Genomic DNA, 22,849 nt, shown 5'->3' with positions numbered 1-22,849 from the left:
CATTAAGGCCATCAAAAATATGATTATTTCGAGCTAACTAAATAGATTCGTTTGAATAGAAAACAAATAAATAGAAGACAAACATGACAACACAACCTAAATTTATATTCCCCCTTTTTGCAGCTGTTTTACTTTCTGCTTGTGCTTATAACCAAAAACCTGTTGTTGATATGGAAGGCGTAAATCAAGAGCAATATCAACAAGACTTTGCTTACTGTCAAGGTTATGCCGAACAAGTAAGTAAAGGTGAAGCCGCTAAAGTTGCAGCAATTAATACCGCGGTTCCAACAGCAATTATGGGTGCCATCGCAGGTGGTATTGGTAACGGTGTTCAAGGTGCGTTAGGCGGTGCTGTCGCTGGTGGTACTATGGGGGCTGGTGTTGGTGCTTTTGGTGGTGCAACCTCAACCACTGAAACTCAGGCGTTAGTGCTGCGCCAGTGTCTAAAACAAAAAGGCTATAAAGTTTACGATCTAAGTTAAAGCTGACTTACTGAAAAAGGGGCCAATTGAGGCCCCTTTTGTATTTATGTATTTATCTTTTTATAAATTCTAGAGTACGCGAATGTTTATGCCCAGCGCGCTTTTGCCCATGCTTGCTGTGCCTTTTCGGGTAAAAATGTCCAAGCGACAATACGGGTTATTTTTTGCCCTTGGCTCATTTCAATAGTTTTAACATCAGCCGCTTTTACTTCTTTTAAGGTCTGATAAACCAACGGAAGTGTCTCTTTTTTAGAAACCAGAGTCGTAAACCACAAACACTGAGCCGAATGTTCAACACTTTGTTTTATCATTCGTTGGATAAATGCTGCTTCACCACCAGGGCACCATAATTCGGCTTTTTGTCCACCAAAATTTAGAACAGGCTTTGAGTTATTATTGTTTGCATCTACCTTGATACCAGTACGCTTTTTAGTATTTGCGGCAAGATTGCGTACCTTGCGCTCAGACCCTGCTGTCGCCTCTTCTAACGAGCTATGAAACGGCGGATTACACATAGTAAAATCAAACAAGTCTGTCGGTTTAATCATATTGGTATAAATACAATTAGCATCATTTTGCAGTCGAAGTTGAATCTGCCCTTTTAAGCTTGCATTACTCTCAACAATAAATTTTGCTGATTTGATTGAAATGGGATCAATGTCTGCAGCTGCAAATTGCCAACCATAGACGCGATGACCTACGATTGGATATACACAGTTTGCTCCAACCCCAACATCTAAGCCTTTAATACGCTTTCCTTGTGGGATCTTACCATTATTGGATGCCGCTAAAAGATCGGCTATATAGTGCAAATAATCAGCACGTCCCGGTATTGGTGGACATAAAAAACCGTCAGGGATATCCCAAAAGTCAACTTGGTAAAAATGCTTTAATAGTGCTTTATTAAGTACTTTTACAGCCATTGGATCAGAGAAATTTACCGATAAGTCACCATAAGGGTTTTTAGCAACAAATTGCGATAACTCAGGCAATGCTTTTGTTAGTTGCGGAAAATCGTAACGTGCGCGATGAGGGTTACGTGGATGTAAGCCCTTTTTAGGTGCAGTTTGCTTCTTTGATGACATGAAAGGTTCCTAAACCTATGACAGTAGATATCTTAATATTTTACCTACTAAATGGTCATACATCACGATTTGATGAGTAATTGTCTAAATAAAAACCATTAATGAGTTAATAACTGCGCAAGATCACAGTGACGTTGTCACAAAAAACAGAGCCTTATTTATATCTTATACTTATCTATAGAAATACCGCCCAATAAAAATCATAAGGGGTATGCTATGGCAACAGTTCAACATCATAAAAGGATGTTATATCTTGTTATTCTTGCTGTGTTCGTGCTGATTATTTTTCCTACTAAAACCTACAGCCAAGATAAATTAATTATTGCAACCTATCACTGCCCCCCTTTTGTGATACATCAACCCGATGGCAGTTATGAGGGATTAAGCATCTTACTGTGGCAACGAATAGCCGAAACGTTAAACATTGAATATCAGTTCGAACAGCACAGCCTAAAAGAGCTGTTAACCGCAGTTGAAACAGGTAAAGCCAATGTGGGTGTTTCTTGTATCTCAATTACCCCAGAACGCGAACGAGTAATTGATTTCTCACATTCCTTTTATGAAACCCACCTAGCCATAGCGGTAAAAAAGCAAGGATACTGGCAATCCATTGTTTCTATTTTTACAAATACTAGGCTACTCATGGTATTAGGATTTGTCTTTGCTTGCGCCTGTTTTGTAGGAGGTATTTACTATTTGCTAGAGCATAAAGTGAATGACAAGCTCTATTCAATGAAATCAACCCGCTCTCAATTAGTAGAAGGCTTTATACTTGGCTTACTGTTTATCACGAAAGGTCCATTTAATTACTATGAGTTTAAAACATTAACAGGGCGAGTCATTACGGTGTTGCTGGCTGTTGCAACTACGCTGTTTATTGCCAGTATTACCGCAGTTCTTGCCAGTACATTCACTTTAGGGCTTATCAATAGCGATATAAAAAGCCCAAACGATCTTGCTAATGTTTCAACAGGGGCCAAGCAAGCCTCTACCTCATCGTTATTTTTAACCAATCACAGTATTGTTCACACAACTTACCCAACTGTTGAAGACTATCTGACCGCTCTGGATCATAAAGAAGTCGATGCCGTTGTTGGCGATGATGCCATTTTAAAATACCAGATCAAAATAGCAAAAGAACGAGGTCAATTTGAGTCTCTAATTGTCTTACCTTACCAGTTTGAAAAACAAAACTATGGCTTTGCTCTTGAAGAAAATAGCCCATATGAAGAAGAGATCAATCGAGCGTTGTTAGAGTTTAGGCAGAGTAATGAATGGAGGCAGGCTTTATTAAAGTATTTTGCCCATTAATAAGCATCTAAGATTTTATGTCCAAAGCCCTTAGAGCTAACATCTAGGGGCTTTGGATAAAATTATGATAAGAGCTACAATATTACTTCCAACGAAACAGTTTGCCAAATTGACTAAACGTTGATGGATGATACGACCAGCAAAAATCAAACATTTCTAGCAACTCTGGATTGCCATACTTTGACAGACTCACGGCATGAAAACGGTTTCTCTGCTCTTTGAGCTTAGCAACCCGTTTTTGCATTTCTTCAGGCTGAGATGGGGCGATAAAATCAGAAAGAACAACCAAATCTGCATTTTTATACTTCTCACTTCCCATTAGATCAATTGATTGATCTAACACTGGGGCTAAATCTGTACCACCATGGAAGGAGTATGAAAGAAAATTAATCATCTCTTTCAAGCCATCTTGCTTAGTTAACTCATAGGTTATTTGTTGAGTTGAGAACATAATAACAAAGCAATCACGATCGTCTGCTAACGCTATTTGCATCAAACCATAAGCTAGCGCTTTCGCACAGTTTTCAGGAAAGCCAGACATAGAACCAGAGGCATCAATACAAACAATAAATGGTCCTTTATCCTGCTCAACCTGTTTTGATTGTCGTTTGAATGATTTGACCTTTCGAAGTTTACGATTAGTTCCTCGTACTCGATAATTCATCAAGCGTTTATCGACTAAGTGTTTGTAAAATACCACTTCTAGTTCAGGGTATGCCAAAAACATCGCTTCATTAGGTAACAACTTTGCTAAATCGTCACTTTCATGAATACCAACAATATCATCGGTGACATTGTCACTTTGCTCTTCCACCAGCTTGAGCTCTTCGACCTTAACGCGCTCTTTAGTGGGATCGTCAATTTCACTCGCCATTCGGCCTAACTTTTCAGCTATTTCCTGCAGGCCTTGATTCTTTTTCAAAAACTTGGCAATTGACTTCATGGTATCGACATCGGTGCGGGTTAACTTAGCTTTTGCCATATCCCACAGTCGACCAGCCCGCTTTTCATCCCCTTCATCAGCAACTTCTTTCATTTGCTGCATGGTTTCAATGCGTTGATATAAATCTCGGAGCAACTCATCTTTGGCATCAGTTAGCTCAGACTCTTGTACATCTTTGAGTGCTTGAACAAGATGCTCATACCATTGATCGCAGAAATAGCGTTGAAACATTGGGTTATGTTTATGATGATCGGCATCAACCAAACGCTTAGCTTTAAAATAGAAGTTAGAGCGCCCTTCTAGACTTTTGACAATATCACCAGACTTTGCCAGAAAGGTTTCTTCATCCCAATCTTTTGCTTGTTCGTAAAACTTAAACTCTTGTTGAATATTTTCACTAATACTCACCTTAGATAAGTTACGAGTCATCTGAGCTCGCCATTTCAGCATCTGATTTTGAATGGATGCTTTAATACCAGGAGTGGCCTCTGCTGCCATCAACAATTGAGGACGTACCATTATCTCATTAACCGCCGAGTCAATCATTCCCGACTCAGCTAACATTAAAGCAAGATTCAATCCTTCGGTTAACGGCATGCCCCCTCCTTATCAAATAACATCATTCTCAAGAGAAATACTCTGAAAGCTGATTGATACGAAATGCATTTTTCTCAATACTCAACTTAAGCTCGTTCACTGATTCAACCGAATCATTCAAACTTTGCTCAATTAAAGCCGGAACTGAGGTATTAATGAAGTTATGCGGTAAAGCGCCATGGAAACTGGCTCGGGACTTTTTAATATTGTGGTCAGCATCAACCAGTTTTGCCGTTGCACTCTCAACCTTAGTTAACCATTCTTGATGCTGAGTTGCCGTTAACCCTTTTGTACCTGCAATCCCGACTAGAACTGAGCGATTTGCAATATCTTTAATAACTAAGCGTTGCTCTGCATCAATCTCAAACTGTAGACGACATAAATGAGTGTTTTTATTTACATAGCCATACACATCACACTGTCCAGTTCGGATCTTCTTATCAAACTCTTCACCATCAACATAAACCCAGCGACTGTCACCAGGCTCTTGTTCTGATACAGATGGATTAGGCTCTAGCATCACCAGTTTGATCATGCGCGGATTGTTATTAATATTAAATCGTTTGGCGGTAGCAAAATTGTACTTAAACCACTCCTTGCGCAAAGTGGATTCGCGGGTGAACTTAATCGCGAGTTGTTGGGCAACATCACCGTTAACAGAATTGATAATGGTTTGAGCTTCATTCGCATCTTGGGTAACGACAACTTGGTTAAATGCTGTTTTTGTCGCAAACTCCGCCATAATTTGGTTAATCACATTTCTCGATTCAGGACTGCTCCATAAACAATCTTGCAGTAACAATAGATCAAGAGGATTAACTTCATGACGACCATTAAAGAACGCACTGGCTTTAAGTAAACGAATCGATTTTTTCCAACGACGGTCAGACACATACAATTCGTTATCAGCCAGCGACATCTCATCACTATCGCAATGCTTTTCTATCTGAGTTTTGATGTAATAGATACTCTCAAATATCTCATCCGTTAACACAACATCATCAATTTGCTCTTGCCATGAGGTATATTCTTCATCGGTAATTGCAAGTTTTGGATCCAGCTCTTGCAACGAAGGACCATCCCCCATCAACATCGCTTTAAAATTCTGTTTTTCTTGAATACGATTAACGAATACACGCACTAACATTCGGTCATAGAGAGCATCTAGACCACTGTCTGCATCTGGCAATTCGTTAGAAGCGGTGATCAGTAGTCGCATTGGAACAGGCAATACATCTTGTCCGTTCTTAAAGGTTTTCTCATTCACTACCGTAAGCAGGGTGTTTAAAATTGCTGGGCCCGCTTTCCAGATCTCATCTAAGAAAACCACTTGGGCTGTTGGCAAGTAACCCTCAGTTAAGCGTACATACTTACCGTTATCTTTAAGTTCTTGAATCGATAATGGACCAAAGACCTCTTCTGGCGTTGAAAATCGAGTCATTAAATAATCGAAGAAATGGCTATTATCAAAAGCTTGAATCAATCGTTTGGCAATTAAGCTTTTTGCGATACCTGGGGGGCCTAATAAGAAAACACTCTCTCCTGCTAACGCTGCAAGCATACAGAGTTTGATAGTCTCTTCTCGTTCATAAACGCCATTTGACAGTCCCTTAATTAATTTTTGGATGCGTTCTGATATCAGGGCATTATTTGTTGTTGTTCGATTTGCCATAGAAAACATATATCCAACCTCTAAGTATTCATTCCTTGCTAAACATTCATTACGACCAGGGCGTTGAATGTAACTGTTACAGCATTGTTAACCGAGTATATAGATCCTTTTTTGTAACTCAAAGATATCTATGCCAATTGTGCCAACAATCAATGTTTTCATTTATGAAATATTTATTGATCAATTTTTATGACTTAGGTTACTGATAATTCAATATTAGTATAATAAATACAGATTGTTATAGCCCAATTATGATTTAAGATGGTTTCCTTTCTAATAAATCATTAGGATTTCATATCTTTGCTATACAGGACAGAAATAAAATAGTCAGAAGCAATTTTGCGCCATTAACTTAGCTAGCACTTATTTAGCAACAGCAACCAAAATAGTATAAAAAAGAGTTCATTATTATGTATTTTCTCTCATATCCATCATCAATATATTGCTAAACACTTGTCAGTTTGTAACCATGTGCTCAATATAAACATACACGCATAATAATATGGGTACACTCTCTCAACTCTCTACACGCTTAATATCTATTGTCTGTCTCAGCATCCTTATTGCAGCATTCTTTATTTCTAACGGAACATTAAGTGTCGTAACATCCATTCTCACATTGGTATTAATTATCATGCTGTTACTGGAAGATTTCGGTAAGGCCATGAAGCTTCCATTGATTTTAGCGCTCATTTTGTACGGTTTCGGCGTTGCTATTGAGATACTTAATCAAGTTCCCGAACTTCGAGAGCATCCAATACTTAAAAATACTGATACGGTTTTTGTTCACCTAGGTGTTTTTATGATCTGCTTTTGTCTTATTAAGCTATTACATCAGCGCCATAGCCTAATCAAGAAATTGAATATTCAGATAAACAAAGCCAAACAATTAGAAGGGGAATTAAGCAAGCAAGCGCTTCAAGATGATTTGACCCTTCTTGGAAACCGACGTGCTCTGTTTCGTCGTTTTGATCAATTAGTACTAAAACATGAAAAAGGCATGTTAGCCTATATTGATATTGATAACTTCAAGCAAGTTAACGACGTCATGGGACATAAATCAGGAGATCATGTATTAGTTCAAATAGCGAAGATACTCGTTAAAACAGCACCAATAGGAAGCCATTATTATCGAATTGGTGGTGATGAGTTTGTGGTCCTATTTCCAACAAATAATGAAAGACATGTTCGCGACTGGATTGATACCTTATATCAACAGACTGAAGAGTTGTGCCAATATTACTCAATCAATTTAAGTGTGGGTCTTGCCCCATATCATCAAGGAAACTTAAGTGATCCTGACTCAATATTAGTCCAAGCTGATAGCGCAATGTATATCGATAAATCAAAGAAAAAGATATCGATGCGCTAATACAAATAAACCAATAACGTTCCTGTATCCTAATATAACTACGTGATTGAAAGATACAGGAGCGTTACTGTTTGTTTTCAGCTAATTTAGACTTTAATTCACTACAGGATATTTCTCCACTGCTCCCCATTCACTCCATGAACCATCATAAACCGTCAAATTTTCATACCCAGCCAGATCTGCAGCTAAAGCCAAAATACAAGCAGTAACGCCAGACCCACAGCTAAAAATTAATTGCTGATCCGCTGCAACAAGTGCAGAAAAGCGCGCAGACAACTCACTTGCAGGAAGCATACGACCACAGTTAAGTAATTCAGGGAAAGGAAGACTTTTGGCATTTGGCATATGACCGCTGCGAACACCGACTCTTGGCTCTGCAACTAAAGCAAAAAATCGATCGGCTGGACGAGCATCTATAACAGAGACATTAGAGTTATTTAGCTTGGCATACAAATTATCAGCATCAATAACCCAGTTGTTCTGATACTGGACATTAAATTTCTGTTCCACGACAGGCTGAGGGTCGTCTGTTTCAAGTTCATAGCCAGCCTCAATCCAAGCAGGTAATCCCCCGTCTAAAACAGACACACTATCATGACCCATGACCTTGAACATCCACCAAACACGCGGAGATGAAAAAATCCCCTGTGAGTCATACACAACAATATGTGAATGGTTATTAATCCCTAATTTTCCCACTTCTTGTGCAAACTGCTCTACTGTTGGCAGCATATGAGGAAATTCAGTATTTGGTGCAGCTATTTTCTGGTCAAAATCAAAAAACCGAGCTCCTGGGATACGCTGTTGCATCCATTCCTGCTCACCATTACGTCCAGTGTTTGGCATAAACCAACTGGCGTCTAATACCACAAGATTTTGATCCCTAATATGTTGTTTTAACCACTCCACCGTGACGAGTGATGAACCATTAGGATGACGCTTAACCATAGAACTCTCCCTCTCTGTCGCTATATTTCACTATTATTGATCCCATTAACATCATGATCCAATTGGTCAAATTCTGACATAGAGACTAAAACTCATTTATAGATTTGTTAGATATACTCTGTTCTGGTTATAAATAAAAGCGAGAAGCGTGATGGCTGTAGACAAAATGATTGCTAAAACCATGATGTTAGCGCTTCCTGTCGCTATTATTTTTTCGCCTTCGGGGCATACCAGCACTGACTTTAATAGCTCTACATGGTCGGTAAGTGTTGATAATGATGGCATATTAGGTACAGATAAAAATTATTCAAACGGCCTTTTTCTTGAGTACCATTCAGAACGAGTTAGCAATTTAGCTCTATCATCTCCATGGCCTTATAGGATAGTAGGCCAGCTTTTTTCATCCGATGCAGAACAAGCATTAAGTTGGAACTGGCGTATTGGCCAACAAATGTGGACCCCGAGTGACATTGAATCACAACAGCCACTTATCAATGAACGACCTTATGCAGGATTACTTTTTGTTGATTTAGGTATTAATCGTTATCAACCAAATCTTACGCAAAAATACCAACTTCGTTTAGGCACCGTTGGTCCCCGAGCTCTGGCTAAACACACGCAAAAAACGATTCATGACTGGATAGGATCTGATAAGCCTAATGGTTGGAACAACCAAATTAAAAATCAGTGGATTGCCAACTTTAGCTACCAGCAGCACAATACGCTCTACTCCTCTCCCATATCTGATTTTTTACACTCACAATGGGATGTCGCAAGTCTAGCAAGAGCAAGTATCGGTAATGATCAAAGTGATTTAGCGGCAGGGATATCGTTACGCTGGGGGCAAGACCTCACCAAAAGTTTAGGTGCCATTGGGTTTACCCCAGGAGAATTTGTTGATGTCAGTGCTTTGAGTGCAAGTCGTAGCGGTTATTTCCTTTTTACTGGTATTGAGGGTCGTTATAAATTTAATGACATTACAATTGAAGGAAAGCGACCAGATGAAACCTATCCCGCTCATTTAGAACCTTGGCAAGCATCTGTGGTATTAGGGGGCGTATTTTATCGACCTACTTGGGGGATTACACTGAGCTTAGCGACGCATACTAAAGAGTTCAAACAATCGATGGATACTACACACAGTAATGGCTCAGTAGAATTCTTTTGGCGTTTTCCTCAATAACGGACTAAAAATACCCACAAAAAAAGCAGCGATCGATATCACTGCTTTTTCATACTCACAATTTCAACAATTAACCAGCAACAACCTTTTGCACTAGAGCAGAAAGGCCATCTTGAGCAAAATCGTTACTTGTCGCCATCTGTTCAATTTCAGATTCAGTATAAAGTTTTGCATCATACACAACAACAATACTGGTATCGCCTGGCTGTAAGAATGTGGTTTCGCCATACTCGGTATAACGTGTAGCACCAATACTGATCACGGCTTGTGTTGGATACTGCGCTTTCTCTAGCAATTGAGCAATATTTTCTGTTGGACCAACATCTTGCTGATTATTCATGCGGTCCATGATCCAGTTCAGTAATTTCTGATGAAAATAGCTATAGCCACTCACTGGGCTATCTTCACCATATCGATGAATTTCACCATCTCGTTTATGGAAACTTGCGATACGATAAGAATCAAGAACACCACCCATTTTTAGGCTATCAACCGCAAGTAAAGTTTCTGATAACCCTTTCGTATTTGCGCCCCAGTTTTTCTTCTCACTGATTTTTTTCGCATTAGGTTTACGAATAGAACAATCATTGTAAGCCGCAAAAAAGCGAGGGTACAAACCCACTACCGTATTATCTATGTATTCAATATCACAAATTAAAGCCACTTCAGGCTCAATTTGTAAATTATCAGCATCATTAGGTGTTACAACCGTAGAGGATGACAATGGATATGTTGCAAGAAAGCCAGCGTCGTCTGCTGGAACATAGAAAGGAAAGATAGCTTTTGGTTGGATCTCTTCTTGTACTTTTACTTGAAGAAAATCTTTTGCTTCACCAGCTTGTTCTAAGTGTCCTGCAAAGTTACCTGCTACACCAAATCCAATCATTTTTTCAAACTTCATACTTATCCATTCCAAGTCAGTAAACTCAAAGCACTATAACCGTGCCCCTGCTTTCATTCAATGAACCCCAAAAGGTTTTACAGCAAAAGACTACTTGGGTCACAGGTTGTGATATTTCAGATTAATAACTAAACAAAACTGAGAAGTTTACGTCTTAATTTGCAGACAAAATCACAAGTTTTAGCCTAAAAATATTATGACGACGACTAGTCTATGCAATATGATTAATAAAAATAATAATAAGGATATTGTTATGAGAAATCGGCTAGAAAAATATCATGGAGAACTAAGGCACAGTCTTAGACAGTTTCCTAATTCAACCATTCCTGTAGAACATGTGATTACTCGCTTAGAAGAAATTATCCAAACAACAGCCAGTTGGATCATGCTCAATGATGCGATAGCAACAAACTGTTTGTTAAATGGCCACACTTATGTGGTGTATGACCCTGATAATAAAGAAGCGGTTTTAGAAGGAAAGATTGTACATGAAGCAGTATGGCTGAATGGACAATTTTTAAATGGTTGTCGCCCTCGTGCTGTGTTGCAGATTCCGAAGGATTTTAGAGGGTGAACTCCTGTTGAACTTCGAGTGCCAATACAACTTTGGCACTCTTCTGTCCATAGTCGCTCATAATTGATTGCAATAATAACCTCATCTCACTCTTTATGAAGTACAGGTACAAAAAATATATTATTTTAAATGGTTGTAATAAGATTAATCTGACGATACTCGATTTACTTTACGCAAAAAGTCATTCAATTCTCTACAGCCATATACTAAATGAATACATTGTTGCGTAATTATATCTATAAAAATCGTTCCATATCACAAATAAAGAATTCATAATAATCTGAATACATTTTATAATGTAGAAAAAGGATTATTCTATGAAAGTTAACTCAATATTATTAATTATTATCAGTGCGAATTTAGTCGCCTGTAATGACAGTGGAAATACCGTTTCCAGTGAGATCATATCAAAGCAAGAAATAGCCAGAATTGATACAAACATCAATAAGCTTTATCCCGACGCGGATAGTAAACTCAAGCAACATATTCTCAACGTTGCGGTTGAATCTTTGGAAAGTATGGTCTTTATTAAAGGCGGTACTTTTATGATGGGTGACTTTAAAGCCCCGTGTAGCCCGCTTGATTTAAAAAGAATGGATTGGACTCCTGAAGCATCTTGTAATACGGCATTAAGCATGACAAGAACAGGAGCTAACTATCAACATAAAGTAACATTGAGTAATTACTCATTATCTGATCATGAAACTACGTATTATGAAACAGACGCTTTCAATCGTTCAGAAAATAAGCCAGTTGCAAATCAAGACTCTCGTTACGATAAAGAGTTCCCGATACAAGATGAACAACTAAAAAATAGACCTTCCTCTACTAAATCATGGCAAGAAGCAAAAGATTATTGTTTATGGCTAGGTAAGTTAACAAACTACCCGATAGATTTACCGACTGAAGCCCAATGGGAATATGCCGCCCGTAACCGAGGAAAAAATATTTATTTCGCAACAAATAATGGTTATGCTCAAGAAATTGGAAGTCGTTATGTTAATAATGATGGGTCTATTCATGAATACACCAAAGAACAAGGTAATTATGGCTATTTTGGCGATATTAAGCGCTGGCCACCAAATCCTTTAGGATTATATGATATGGCTGGTAATTCGCGTGAATGGGTAAATGATTGGTATTCTAAAGATTACTATAAAGTTTCTCCTGAGTTAAATCCGCAAGGACCTGAAACGGGTACGGAAAAGGTTATACGTGGTTGGGGAGGTAACATGCCTCTTACTACCACGAGAAGTCACGAAAAACCGACTGACTCAAAATATATTTCTCGCCGTGGTTTTCGCTGTACCGTTCAATCCCCTACTTCCATATATTAAACAAATATATCGTTACGTAATTATATCCATAAAAATCGTTCCATATCACAAATAAAGAATTCATAATAATCTGAATACATTTTATAATGTAGAAAAAGGATTATTCTATGAAAGTTAACTCAATATTATTACTTATTATCAGTGCGAATTTAGTCGCCTGTAATGACAGTGGAAATACCGTTTCCAGTGAGATCATATCAAAGCAAGAAATAGCCAGAATTGATACAAACATCAATAAGCTTTATCCCGATGCGGATAGCAAACTCAAGCAACACATTCTCAACGTTGCGGTTGAATCTTTGGAAAGTATGGTCTTTATTAAAGGTGGTACTTTTATGATGGGTGACTTTAAAGCCCCGTGTAGCCCGCTCGATTTAAAAAGAATGGATTGGACTCCTGAAGCATCTTGTAATACGGCATTAAGCATGACAAGAACTGGGGCTAACCATCAGCATAAAGTAACATTAAGTAATTATTCATTATCTAACCATGAGACATTAGCGCTCTCTTTTGATGTCTTTAGACAAGCTCACAATTTACCATTCCTTAGTGAAGCATTTAGTCAATTAAAAAGAACTCGTGAAGACAAAAAATTCATGACACTACTTAAAAACACACCAATGCCAACTAAATCATGGCAAGAAGCAAAAGATTATTGTTTATGGTTAGGTAAATTAACGAACTACCCGATAGATTTACCGACTGAAGCCCAATGGGAATATGCCGCCCGTAACCGAGGAAAAAATGTTTATTTCGCCACAAATAATGGCTACGTCCAACAAATAGGAAGTCGTTATGTTGATAATGATGGGTCTATTCATGAGTACACCAAAGAGCAGGGTAATTATGGCAGCTTAGGTGAAATTAAACGTTGGCCTCCAAACCCTCTTGGTTTATATGATATGGCTGGAAATGCAAACGAATGGATGAATGACTGGTATTCCAAAGATTACTATAAAGTTTCTCCTGAGTTAAATCCGCAAGGACCTGGAACGGGCACAGAAAAAGTTGTACGAGGCTGGGGTGGAAGTATGCCATTGACCACAACGCGCTCTCATAGACCTCTAACAAATGATAAGTATTATCCAATGTTTGGTTTCCGCTGTGCAGTTCAACAAACCACCCCAATAAACCAAAAATAAAGCTCACTCCTCGAATAAATATATTATTCGAGGAGACTTCCTATAATGGCTTCATAAAATTATTAGTCATCTCTTTTATTTGCTGTTCAACTTGTTTTTTCTTCATAAATTTATTTCCTAACGAATATGGTGTAATAATAAATTTAATATTATTCACATCAAATATTTTTTCTATTCTATCAACATTCGCTAGTGTATGAATCCATGAATCAAATTCATTTTGTTGCTCTCCTGACAAGATAGCATTTATACGATTTAGGTTTGCAAAGATAACCTTTTCCGAACTGTCTTTCGTCCCGGTCTCATTCATGTGAGATAATACTTCAATAAATTTACGCCAACTCTTTACATACCCAGTAAAAATAAAACAAATCGCTTGTTCTTGTAAAGACTCATCCCAATTACGCCAATACGTAGTAACCAATGTGTTAAGCATCATCCCTACTGTTTCAGGAGGTAATGTTGCCAAAGAAACACCGCTATAAACGTTTTTATCTATAATATTTTTTGCTAATAATCTGGCTTCACGGCATTGATATTCAATATCATTAAAATCTCTCAATCGAGTTCCCCACCATAAACTGACGTTCATCACTCCACTGTTTAGTGCTTGCTCAATATTCTTAAAAGCATTATTTACAAATGCGCCATACGCAGCCTGATACAAATATTGGTACGTCCCTTCGTCAAGACAATTCAGCACTCGATATCCGATTGCATCAGCACCTCGCCAAATAACCGTCGCGAGCTCAAATAACGCCCCAAAGTCGATCACTGTACCAAAACCACCACTGGCTCCTGGGCCAAACACTAAACGCCCTGCACAGTGTATTTCAAATTGTCCATCATTTAACTGGATCTGAAAGTCGCCACCAATTCCGACACCTAATGCCAGATTACCCTCAGCTTTGAGTTCAGCTAATGATTTAAAATCGGCTTTTCCTGTATTACTCGGGTTTTCCCATTGCATGCTTCCCAGTAATTGTCCCCCTACTTGACCGCCAGCAAATCCTTCAGCAGAAAAACCAACTGCCCCTGATGAACTAATCCCTAGATTGCGATAAGGATTAAATACGATACCAATACCCGCGACATCTTGCGGTTTATTAGTCACGACAGCTTTTCCTTGTACCCATCCCCCGACCAAACAACTGATAGTTAATTCAGAATGCAAACGTACTCGACCAAGTGGATAACGCATCGACTCCTTTTTAGCGTCAATATAATCAATACATAACGAATAACCGCGTTCATAAGGATAGAAAGACGTGAATTTGAGTGAGCCTTCAAAAAGAGAAGCCGTTGCATCTGCTGCAAATCCTAAATCAAACTTAGCTTCTTTAACGTTTAAATCCCCTTTTGCACTTGCTTGAGCAGCAAAACGCAAAAGCTGAGCTTCTGATGAAGCGGCATAAACCGTTTCACCCGCACCATCCACCCAATTTTGAGTCGCCTTCCATTCTTTAGCTTTGTAACCATCGGCTTTCCACTCTTTGAGCTTCATTTCAATAGGGCCCACTAAACTGTGATTGGCACTTTCCCCCATCCCCTTTTTAATATCATCAATAATGGCCTGTCCTGCTGCACCCCAATTACCGGCACTTAATGCCGTTCGTAGCGCATTGGTTGTCTGAGCTCGTCGCCAATAAGAGGTTTCTCGCTCAAAAAATGCAGCGCGTACATAAACCAATCGCCCTTGACTGGCAATATACAGCTCGATAATTTGCAATGATGTAGTTGTAGAGGGAGATAAATACACACTTTTTTGACTAAAATTATCTTGATTAATCCCTTGTTTTACCGAGCTTTGTTCCTTAATTTTTTTATCCAACTTAGCCAGTTGTTGCTCTAAGTCGGTCATTTGTTTCATTAATTTTTTTGATGTTAATTCTTTTAAAATGCTTTCTGTTTTGTTAAAAAGAGGCCAATATGAGTCTACAAATTGTTTGCGTAATTTTATTTCTTCCAACTTACTTTTTAGATACTTCGCGTTTTGTTGCTCTGACGCTGAATTGTCATTCGATGTAGCCGATTCACGACCACAAAGTGCCCCTGCCTTCACTGCAATGTCATAACATTTCAATGCGCGCTTATGGTGCTGTTTAATTACTTCATCATCTGATTCATTATTCTTAGGAGCGTTATCAAGTAATATTTTATAATTGTTAATGAGCTTTTCAGTTTCAAGAATCTCTTTATCCAATAAATCTTTAGCAAATTGATCTATGGCATAAAAGTGCTCGGGGCTATCACCTGTTTTAAACACAACCTCATGAACTTCAATACCTTTGCATTGAGGACGACCCATCACCTCCCCAGTGGCGCTATCGGGTCTTTTTAAAACAGGAGGCACTTCAACCATTTCATCGGGTTGAGATGTCTCTTCTTGTACTGAAGGTAATGTGACCGTGTCACCAATTAAAATAAAATCAGGGTTCTGTTGATATTGAGGATTTAATTGCAGTAACTCGACAAACGAAATATTGTTATCAATCGCAATACCAATTAATGTATCCCCAGGTTTTATGATGTATGTCATGCTCATTTGCTGCAGCCTCCGTGGTGGGATTGCATCAACAATGTCTCTTCCATTTTATTCATTTTGTTTTCCGTTAGTACCCACTGATATGTTTTGAGATCTTGAAAATGAATATCTTCTTGCTGGGGAATATGTGCCGTTAACCACTCGTGATGAAACCAAGATAGTGTGACGGTTTTGTAAAATAACGCCCTTTTTTCATCTTCGCTCAATGCACTTATCAGAGCTAACAAACCACGAGGCTCAAAAAATCGAAACAGAGCCGATGCTTGTGATGTTTTTGCTGTTATTCGACCACGTAACAACGTTAAACACTCATCAAAATTAGCCTCTGATGAGAAAAAGCACCCAAGCGGAACCACCTCTGCTTGGCGATATAAACAAGCTAAGAATTCTTCGTTTACAGCAGTCAGATCTAGCAATACAGGTCCATCAGGAATGGCTTGATATATTGTTGAATCAAACAACGATTCTCGCCGTGGCGGCTCTGCCAATAATCCATATCGCCACTTATCTAATGATTCACAGCGGGTTGGCTCAATGATGGCGTAATGGTAAGTGTGGTTGGCCTTATGAATAATTGGGGCAGATAGGTTGACACCATATTGATTTAACGTTTGTGGATCGAGCATGTGTCACCTCCGCATGAGCAATGTTCTACGAGTACAGAGCCATTTTGTAATATGGCAGGGTAATCCAAAAATACATTTTTGATCTCCACAGGCTCTACTTTTGCTCCCATTGGTAAAGCAGGAGCACTTCCAGCATATCCAGAACCAGAACCAGCACTTCCACCTGAATTTAGATTAATTTTAGAACCGACAATGGACACACCAGAGCCATCAATCTTAATAAAGCTTCCACCAGCTTTTAAAGTGAGCTCTGCGCCAGCTTCAATCACAATCTTATTGCCGCCTTTAAGGTGTATTTCGCGGCCAGCATCAACCAATAGACTATTACCTTGTTTCAAATGCAGTGAGGCATCTGTCTCCACGGTTTGGTTACCTTTGGTATAACTTCGAGACTCGCCATCAACGGTTAAATGGTCATTGGCTTTGATGTGAGTAAATCGTTCATTGGCAATATCAAGGTGAAGATCGTGTTTGATGTCATCTTTGCGATCATTCTCAACCAGCAGATTCATGTCCTTTTGCGCATGGACATAAATCTCTTCTTTGCCTGCTTGATCTTCAAACCGTAATTCGTTGTAACCGTCACCTTGGTGGGTTTCTGTTCTTAATACAGTACGGGTTTTATGAGCAGGGAGATCGTAAGGCGGCTTATTGGTCGCGTTATAGGTACGCCCTGTAATAATTGGCTGATCAGGATCCCCTTCAAAGAAATCCACAATGACTTCATGCCCAACACGAGGCAGCGCCACCATGCCATATTGAGTTCCCGCCCAGCCTTGTGAGACTCGTACCCAACAACTGGCATTATCATCATTATTGGAATAACGATCCCACGGAAACTGAATTTTGACTCGACCAAACTCATCACAGTAAATTTCTTCGCCTTCAGGGCCGACAACACGAGCAATTTGAGGACCATCAACACGAGGTTTGGCATTAAATGGCGGTCGCCAAGGTTTGTGTCCCGGTATCACCACAAATTCATTGTTATAGGTTGTGACACCATGACCGCCCGCTTCTTCTAGCGCTTGAGGCTGAGTACCATGATGTTTGATTTCAACTAACAACCAATCACGATTGCACGCATCATCACTGTGATCTTGAAGAACAAATTTAGAACCAGCTAATAAAGTTTCCAGATTACTTTTTGCTTGTGCGGTTTCCGCATCTCGACGCAGAGCCTCTAACCGAAACTGAGTAAAGGGCTTACCACTCTCATCACTTTTATAGCGACCAGGATAGTCATAGTGTTCATAAATGGTTTGCTGATAATCTGCTTCTTTGGCTTGCTCTGTGAGCAAAAAACTGTAAGCCGGATTTTTGAAACTGTAATCTTTTAACTGTGCGGATGATGGACGAATTTGTGCCATTCGCTTAAATTGACGCACAAAAGGCAATGGGCTGATGCCACCGCTTAATCCGTTATAGGCCACGGGCTCAGGTAACATCGCCACGTTTTGCGTGTCGTCGGTGAAGATCACCGTATTTTTATTACCTTCGTGGCTAAATGAGAAGAAAATACCTTCTTCTGCGGCGATACGTTGTAAAAAGGCTAAGTCCGTTTCACGATATTGAACACAATATTCACGTTGCGGATACTGACGGGCTAACGCAAAAGCATAATCTTGTACATTCATCTCTTGCAGTAAAATAGAGATGATTTCAGGCGCCGTTTGAGTTTGAAAAATACGGCTATTATGACGCAGAGCTAAGCGCCCTATCGGCGGGATCATCTGTACTTGGTATAGCGTATGATGATGTCCTGTATCACCTTGGGAAAATCCCGCAACAATACCAAACCACTGCTGTTTTAATTCGCCTTCTCGCCATACCGATAAACTGCAATTGCGATCAACGGTGTCATTTGGGCTTAGCGATGGGTTACGGCTGGCAAGGTCAATAGAAAAGGAAAAAGGAAGGGACAAACCATCACTTCCTCGAAATTCAGTCACAGCAAATGTTGAGGCATCGAGCCCTTCTACCGTGAAGGTAAATTGTAATCCACTAGCCATAGCGACGTTACTCGTTATCTATTTTTTATTCTTTGTAGTGATGGTGATTAAGCACAGAAGGAAAAGAAATACGCCACAGCCAAAAGTGAGGCGCATTCCTCAAACTTGTGCGATTACGCTTCTAGCGGTGCACGCCAGTCGTCAGCACCAGAAGTACCTGAGATAGTGTGATCCCAGTTGATCTTACGGTAGGCCATAGACACCTCAATAAGCTGAGTGAAATCTGCTTTTGATGGATCTTGGCAATGAGGCATGTGAGTGTTGATATCAACAATGGTTGCGTCAGTCAGGGTTGTTGTGAAGTAATGCTCTTGCTTACCCTCAACAGACGTACGGTACCACTTCAGCTCAACTTTTGGCAGCATTTCACCAGAAGCCAGTGAGTTGTACATTAGTGGAACGGCTTTATTAAGCGCTACTGTAAACTTAAATGGCTTATGTACGCGTTGACCCGCAGGTTGACCTGATTGAGGATCCGTTGGAACGGTAACAATGTGCTTAAATTCTTGAACAAGCATCTGGTCTTCATGACCTTCAACATAGATGTTACCCACAGAATCAGCAGTAAATGCGCCAGCTGTAATGTTGCCCTGAGTTTTACCTTGGATTGAAATATAACAAGGAGTTGGCATGGAAAATATCCTTCTAATTTTATTGTTAAATGTTAAATCGGCATTTTTTGCCTACGTATTAAGTGCAGGATGTATGCCAACTTAGACAGAAATTTAACTCGTTGAATAAAAAGGAATTTAATTTTAAATATTTTTGAGAAGATTTTTTCTGGGCAAGATCTTGCTCAGAGGCGGGCAAGAAGTTGCCCAGCGAGCAAGATCTTGCCCGACAAAAAACAACATTTAACAAAAACAAAACATTTAATTTAACACTAAACCATAAAAAAAGACCTCAGACCGAATGGAACACGATCTAAGGTCTTTTTCACTCAATAATGTTAATTATCTTTATTTATCATCATCCAACTCAACTAATTTTGTTGAACCACCGTGAAATTTCTCACGTTTACGTTGAACAACCGCGAAGAAACCCGGAATTAAGAAGGTACCAGCAAGAAGCACACACAATAAGCCACCGGTTAAGGAAATACCTAAAGAGTTCTGACTGATATGCCCAGCACCTGATGCGAAGATCAGCGGTAAAATACCTAGGATAAATGACCATGACGTCATATTTACCGCTCGGAATCGTAGCTTACCACCTCGAACAGCCGCTTTATCAATATCAAGGTTATTATCTTCACGCTCGTTTTTCGCAAACTCAACAATCAAAATGGCATTCTTTGCGGCAAGAGCAATCAAGAGAACTAAACCAATTTGAGCGTATAAGTTCAATGGAATCCCCGTAATAGCTAAAGCTAAGAACGAGCCTAACGTTGCGACCGGTACAACTAAGATAATAGCTAGTGGAATACTCCAACTTTCATACTGAGCAACCATAAATAGATAGATAAAGATCAGAGCCAAAGCAAACGCGTAAATCGCCTGATTGCCCGCTTGAACTTCTTGATATGCCATACCAGTCCATTCAAACTGATACCCTTGCGGTAAAACTTCGGCGGCAACACGTTCCATTGCCGCAATGGCATCACCACTTGAATAACCCGGAGCCGGCCCACCTTGAATCACGGCAGAACGGTACATGTTATAACGCCAAGCCACATCAGGTTCAAAGACTTGATCAATGGTCACCAAAGTACTCAGAGGGATCATATCACCTTGAGAAGAACGAACATGGAAACGCTCTAGTGCTGATAAATCATTACGATAATCACTGTCAGCTTGTAGTGTTACCCTAAAGTTCTTGCCATACATCGTAAAATCATTGATGTACATAGAACCAAGATTACCCTGTAACGTCTGGAATATTTCAGTTAAAGGAATTCCTAGTTGTTTGGCTTTAACACGATCAATATCAACGTAAAAATGCGGAACGTTGGCGCGGAACGTACTGAATGTATATTGGATTTCAGGCTGTGCATTAGCCGCTTGAATCACATCTCCCATCACTTCGGCTAAATCGGTACGACTGCGGCCTAATGTATCTTCAAGAACAAACTCAAAACCTGAAGCCGCCCCCATACCAGGAACCGCAGGAGGTCCCATGGCAAAAACAATCGCTTCTGGTAACGTCATCGCAGCTTGTGCATTAATACGATTAGTAATTGCAAATGAAGAGTTATCTCCGGCCATATTATTACGTTCATCCCAAGGCTTTAGCTTGATGAACATAGATGCACCGTTAGATGCCGCAGCTCCCGTTAAGAATGCATAGCCATTAGCAATGGTCACCCCTTCAACCGCAGGTTCGGCCTCTACTATTTTACGCAGTTTGGCAGTTGTTTGTTCAGTACGAGACAAAGAGGCTGAATCGGGTAATTGAACGTTAACTAATAAGATACCTTTGTCTTCTTGAGGAACAAAAGCCGTCGACGTCGTTTTGGCATAAAAACCCACTGCTGCCACCGCAATGACAAATATCGCAGCAAGCAATGACGCTTTTCTAACTAAGAAACCTGCAATCGCACCATATTTTAGCGTTATCTTATCCAACCCTTTATTAAAGACTTTAAACCAACGAGCTGTATTGTCTCCCCCTTGTTTTAAAACCAGAGAACACATAGCAGGTGATAAAGTTAAGGCGTTAATAGATGAAATAACAACAGAAATACAAATGGTTAATGCAAACTGGCGATACATGATACCAGTAATACCCGGCAACATAGCCACAGGTAAAAATACCGCAAGTAGTACCAGAGTTGAGGTAATGATAGGACCTGTTACCTCTTTCATCGCAATTAAGGTTGCTTGACGAGGGGTTAAGGTTGGATCTTTTGCCATATTGGTATCAACGTTCTCGATAACCAAGATAGCGTCATCAACCACAATACCAATGGCTAATATCAATCCAAATAAAGTCACTGTGTTTATCGTAAAGCCCGTTGCCAACATAATGGCAAAGGTACCAATAAGAGAAACAGGAATCGCAACGACTGGAATTAACGTTGCACGCATACTACCTAAGAATAGATAGGTAACAGCAATAACCAATAAGATCGCTTCAATTAATGTCTTAACTACGCCTTTGATCGATTCAGCCACAAATAGCGTCGTATCGTAGCTGGTCTCGTACTCCATTCCCTCAGGCATATTGACTTTAAGCTTAGATAGTAGCTCCATCACAGCCTGACCACTTTCCAATGCGTTGGCATCAGATTGTAGTGACAGTGTCACGATAGAGGCAGGTTGTCCATTAAACAAGCCATTACCATCATAGAACTTTTTACCCAACTCAACTCGTGCAACATCTTTTAGGTAAACAATAGAGCCATCAGGGTTTGCACGCACAACGACCTGTTCAAACTCCTGTGCTGATTCTAAGCGCCCTTTTGTTACTAAGTTAAATTGCACTTCTTGAGCATTATTATAAGGAGGTGCGCCAACCTTACCAGCAGCGACTTGAACGTTTTGTTCAGCTAATGCGTTTTTGATATCTGTTGTCGTCAGTTTTAGGTTAGCCATTTTTTCAGGATCTAACCAAACACGCATGGCATACTCACCACCACCGATAACATTAACTTCACTGATCCCTTTCACACGAGCTAGCTGATCTTTTACATTCAAATTAATGTAGTTAATCAAAAACTGATCATCATATTTGCCATCGGGTGAGAAGAAGTTAAGAACCATCAATAGATCAGGTGAGCGTTTTTTAACCGTCACCCCAACCATTCGAACTTCAGCAGGAAGCTTTGATTCTATTTGTGAAACTCGGTTTTGCACATTCACCTGAGCCATATCAGGATCAGTGCCAATATCAAAGGTGACATTGAGACTGTATGATCCGTCATTGGCACTTTTAGATGACATATAGATCATATTTTCTACGCCATTTACAGACGCTTCAATAGGATCGGCCACTGCTTCTTCTACAACTTCAGCACTCGCACCTGAATAGATAGCCGTTACACTCACTGAAGGTGGACTGATTTTTGGGTATTCAGCAACGGGCAGATTTAATAATGCGATCGCCCCTGCTAAAGTCAAAATGATGGAAATAACCAAGGCAAATTTAGGCCGTTGGATAAAAAAGCGACTTAACATATCC

17 protein-coding genes are annotated in these 22,849 nt (G+C 39.7%); 7 read left to right on the top strand and 10 right to left on the bottom strand.

Annotated elements, in window-relative coordinates:
* Positions 1 to 83 precede the first annotated feature (83 nt).
* Complete coding sequence (locus tag WAX86_RS16290) at positions 84 to 482, top strand: glycine zipper family protein (protein ID WP_065171603.1); 399 nt, start codon at positions 84 to 86, stop codon at positions 480 to 482.
* An 86-nt stretch (positions 483 to 568) separates the two neighbouring features.
* Here WAX86_RS16290 and rlmF read toward each other — a convergent pair whose 3' ends face one another.
* The gene (rlmF, locus tag WAX86_RS16285) at positions 569 to 1,567 is read right to left on the bottom strand and encodes a 23S rRNA (adenine(1618)-N(6))-methyltransferase RlmF (RefSeq protein ID WP_065171602.1); all 999 of its coding nucleotides are present in this window, start codon (positions 1,565 to 1,567) and stop codon (positions 569 to 571) included.
* 216 nt (positions 1,568 to 1,783) lie between these two features.
* On the opposite strand from rlmF, the gene WAX86_RS16280 reads away from it, so the two are divergent.
* A complete protein-coding gene (locus WAX86_RS16280; RefSeq protein ID WP_341489692.1) occupies positions 1,784 to 2,878 on the top strand; it encodes a transporter substrate-binding domain-containing protein in 1,095 nt (364 codons plus the stop codon).
* Positions 2,879 to 2,960: 82 nt separating this feature from the next.
* On the opposite strand, the gene viaA is transcribed toward WAX86_RS16280, so the two are convergent.
* Together viaA and WAX86_RS16270 are read right to left on the bottom strand one after the other, a co-directional pair.
* Positions 2,961 to 4,418 (bottom strand): ATPase RavA stimulator ViaA, encoded by a 1,458-nt coding sequence (viaA, locus tag WAX86_RS16275; RefSeq protein ID WP_005304814.1) that lies wholly within the window; start codon positions 4,416 to 4,418, stop codon positions 2,961 to 2,963.
* Positions 4,419 to 4,446: 28 nt separating this feature from the next.
* The gene (locus WAX86_RS16270; RefSeq protein WP_341489691.1) at positions 4,447 to 6,099 is read right to left on the bottom strand and encodes an ATPase RavA domain-containing protein; all 1,653 of its coding nucleotides are present in this window, start codon (positions 6,097 to 6,099) and stop codon (positions 4,447 to 4,449) included.
* Between the two features lie 493 nt (positions 6,100 to 6,592).
* Between WAX86_RS16270 and WAX86_RS16265 the strand changes: the two genes are divergently transcribed.
* Positions 6,593 to 7,462: a GGDEF domain-containing protein gene (locus WAX86_RS16265; protein ID WP_068968965.1), complete on the top strand. Its 870-nt coding sequence runs from the start codon at positions 6,593 to 6,595 to the stop codon at positions 7,460 to 7,462.
* A gap of 93 nt (positions 7,463 to 7,555) precedes the next feature.
* Here WAX86_RS16265 and WAX86_RS16260 read toward each other — a convergent pair whose 3' ends face one another.
* Positions 7,556 to 8,410: a rhodanese-like domain-containing protein gene (locus WAX86_RS16260; protein ID WP_341489690.1), complete on the bottom strand. Its 855-nt coding sequence runs from the start codon at positions 8,408 to 8,410 to the stop codon at positions 7,556 to 7,558.
* Positions 8,411 to 8,561: 151 nt separating this feature from the next.
* Between WAX86_RS16260 and WAX86_RS16255 the strand changes: the two genes are divergently transcribed.
* Positions 8,562 to 9,593, top strand: a complete 1,032-nt coding sequence (locus WAX86_RS16255; RefSeq protein ID WP_341489689.1) for a lipid A deacylase LpxR family protein — start codon at positions 8,562 to 8,564, stop codon at positions 9,591 to 9,593.
* 70 nt (positions 9,594 to 9,663) lie between these two features.
* Here the strand turns inward: WAX86_RS16255 and WAX86_RS16250 are convergent, their stop codons facing one another.
* Positions 9,664 to 10,494: a DUF5718 family protein gene (locus tag WAX86_RS16250; protein ID WP_005304802.1), complete on the bottom strand. Its 831-nt coding sequence runs from the start codon at positions 10,492 to 10,494 to the stop codon at positions 9,664 to 9,666.
* A 253-nt stretch (positions 10,495 to 10,747) separates the two neighbouring features.
* Between WAX86_RS16250 and WAX86_RS16245 the strand changes: the two genes are divergently transcribed.
* From WAX86_RS16245 to WAX86_RS16235, 3 genes are all read left to right on the top strand, one after another.
* Positions 10,748 to 11,068, top strand: coding sequence for a hypothetical protein (locus tag WAX86_RS16245; protein ID WP_065171597.1), 321 nt, complete (start codon positions 10,748 to 10,750; stop codon positions 11,066 to 11,068).
* Between the two features lie 317 nt (positions 11,069 to 11,385).
* Positions 11,386 to 12,405, top strand: a complete 1,020-nt coding sequence (locus WAX86_RS16240) for an SUMF1/EgtB/PvdO family nonheme iron enzyme (RefSeq protein WP_341489688.1) — start codon at positions 11,386 to 11,388, stop codon at positions 12,403 to 12,405.
* Between the two features lie 107 nt (positions 12,406 to 12,512).
* A complete protein-coding gene (locus WAX86_RS16235) occupies positions 12,513 to 13,547 on the top strand; it encodes an SUMF1/EgtB/PvdO family nonheme iron enzyme (RefSeq protein WP_341489687.1) in 1,035 nt (344 codons plus the stop codon).
* A 40-nt stretch (positions 13,548 to 13,587) separates the two neighbouring features.
* Here the strand turns inward: WAX86_RS16235 and WAX86_RS16230 are convergent, their stop codons facing one another.
* The 5 genes from WAX86_RS16230 to WAX86_RS16210 all read right to left on the bottom strand — a co-directional run bounded on the left by WAX86_RS16230 (position 13,588) and on the right by WAX86_RS16210 (position 22,845).
* The gene (locus WAX86_RS16230) at positions 13,588 to 16,092 is read right to left on the bottom strand and encodes a LysM domain-containing protein (protein ID WP_341489686.1); all 2,505 of its coding nucleotides are present in this window, start codon (positions 16,090 to 16,092) and stop codon (positions 13,588 to 13,590) included.
* Complete coding sequence (locus WAX86_RS16225; RefSeq protein ID WP_341489685.1) at positions 16,089 to 16,718, bottom strand: DUF4123 domain-containing protein; 630 nt, start codon at positions 16,716 to 16,718, stop codon at positions 16,089 to 16,091. Before WAX86_RS16225 ends, WAX86_RS16230 begins: the two co-directional genes overlap by 4 nt.
* The gene (gene tssI / locus WAX86_RS16220; protein ID WP_341489684.1) at positions 16,697 to 18,730 is read right to left on the bottom strand and encodes a type VI secretion system tip protein TssI/VgrG; all 2,034 of its coding nucleotides are present in this window, start codon (positions 18,728 to 18,730) and stop codon (positions 16,697 to 16,699) included. Before tssI ends, WAX86_RS16225 begins: the two co-directional genes overlap by 22 nt.
* Positions 18,731 to 18,843: 113 nt before the next feature.
* The gene (locus WAX86_RS16215; RefSeq protein WP_005304755.1) at positions 18,844 to 19,362 is read right to left on the bottom strand and encodes an Hcp family type VI secretion system effector; all 519 of its coding nucleotides are present in this window, start codon (positions 19,360 to 19,362) and stop codon (positions 18,844 to 18,846) included.
* 327 nt (positions 19,363 to 19,689) lie between these two features.
* A complete protein-coding gene (locus tag WAX86_RS16210; RefSeq protein WP_068945487.1) occupies positions 19,690 to 22,845 on the bottom strand; it encodes an efflux RND transporter permease subunit in 3,156 nt (1,051 codons plus the stop codon).
* Between the last annotated feature and the right edge of the window lie 4 nt (positions 22,846 to 22,849).

Origin of the sequence: Photobacterium damselae subsp. damselae (assembly GCF_038086725.1) — a bacterium.
Taxonomy (GTDB): Bacteria; Pseudomonadota; Gammaproteobacteria; order Enterobacterales; family Vibrionaceae; genus Photobacterium; species Photobacterium damselae.
Note: the sequence above shows the minus strand (reverse complement) of the source record. Positions and strands in the feature narration are given on the sequence as shown.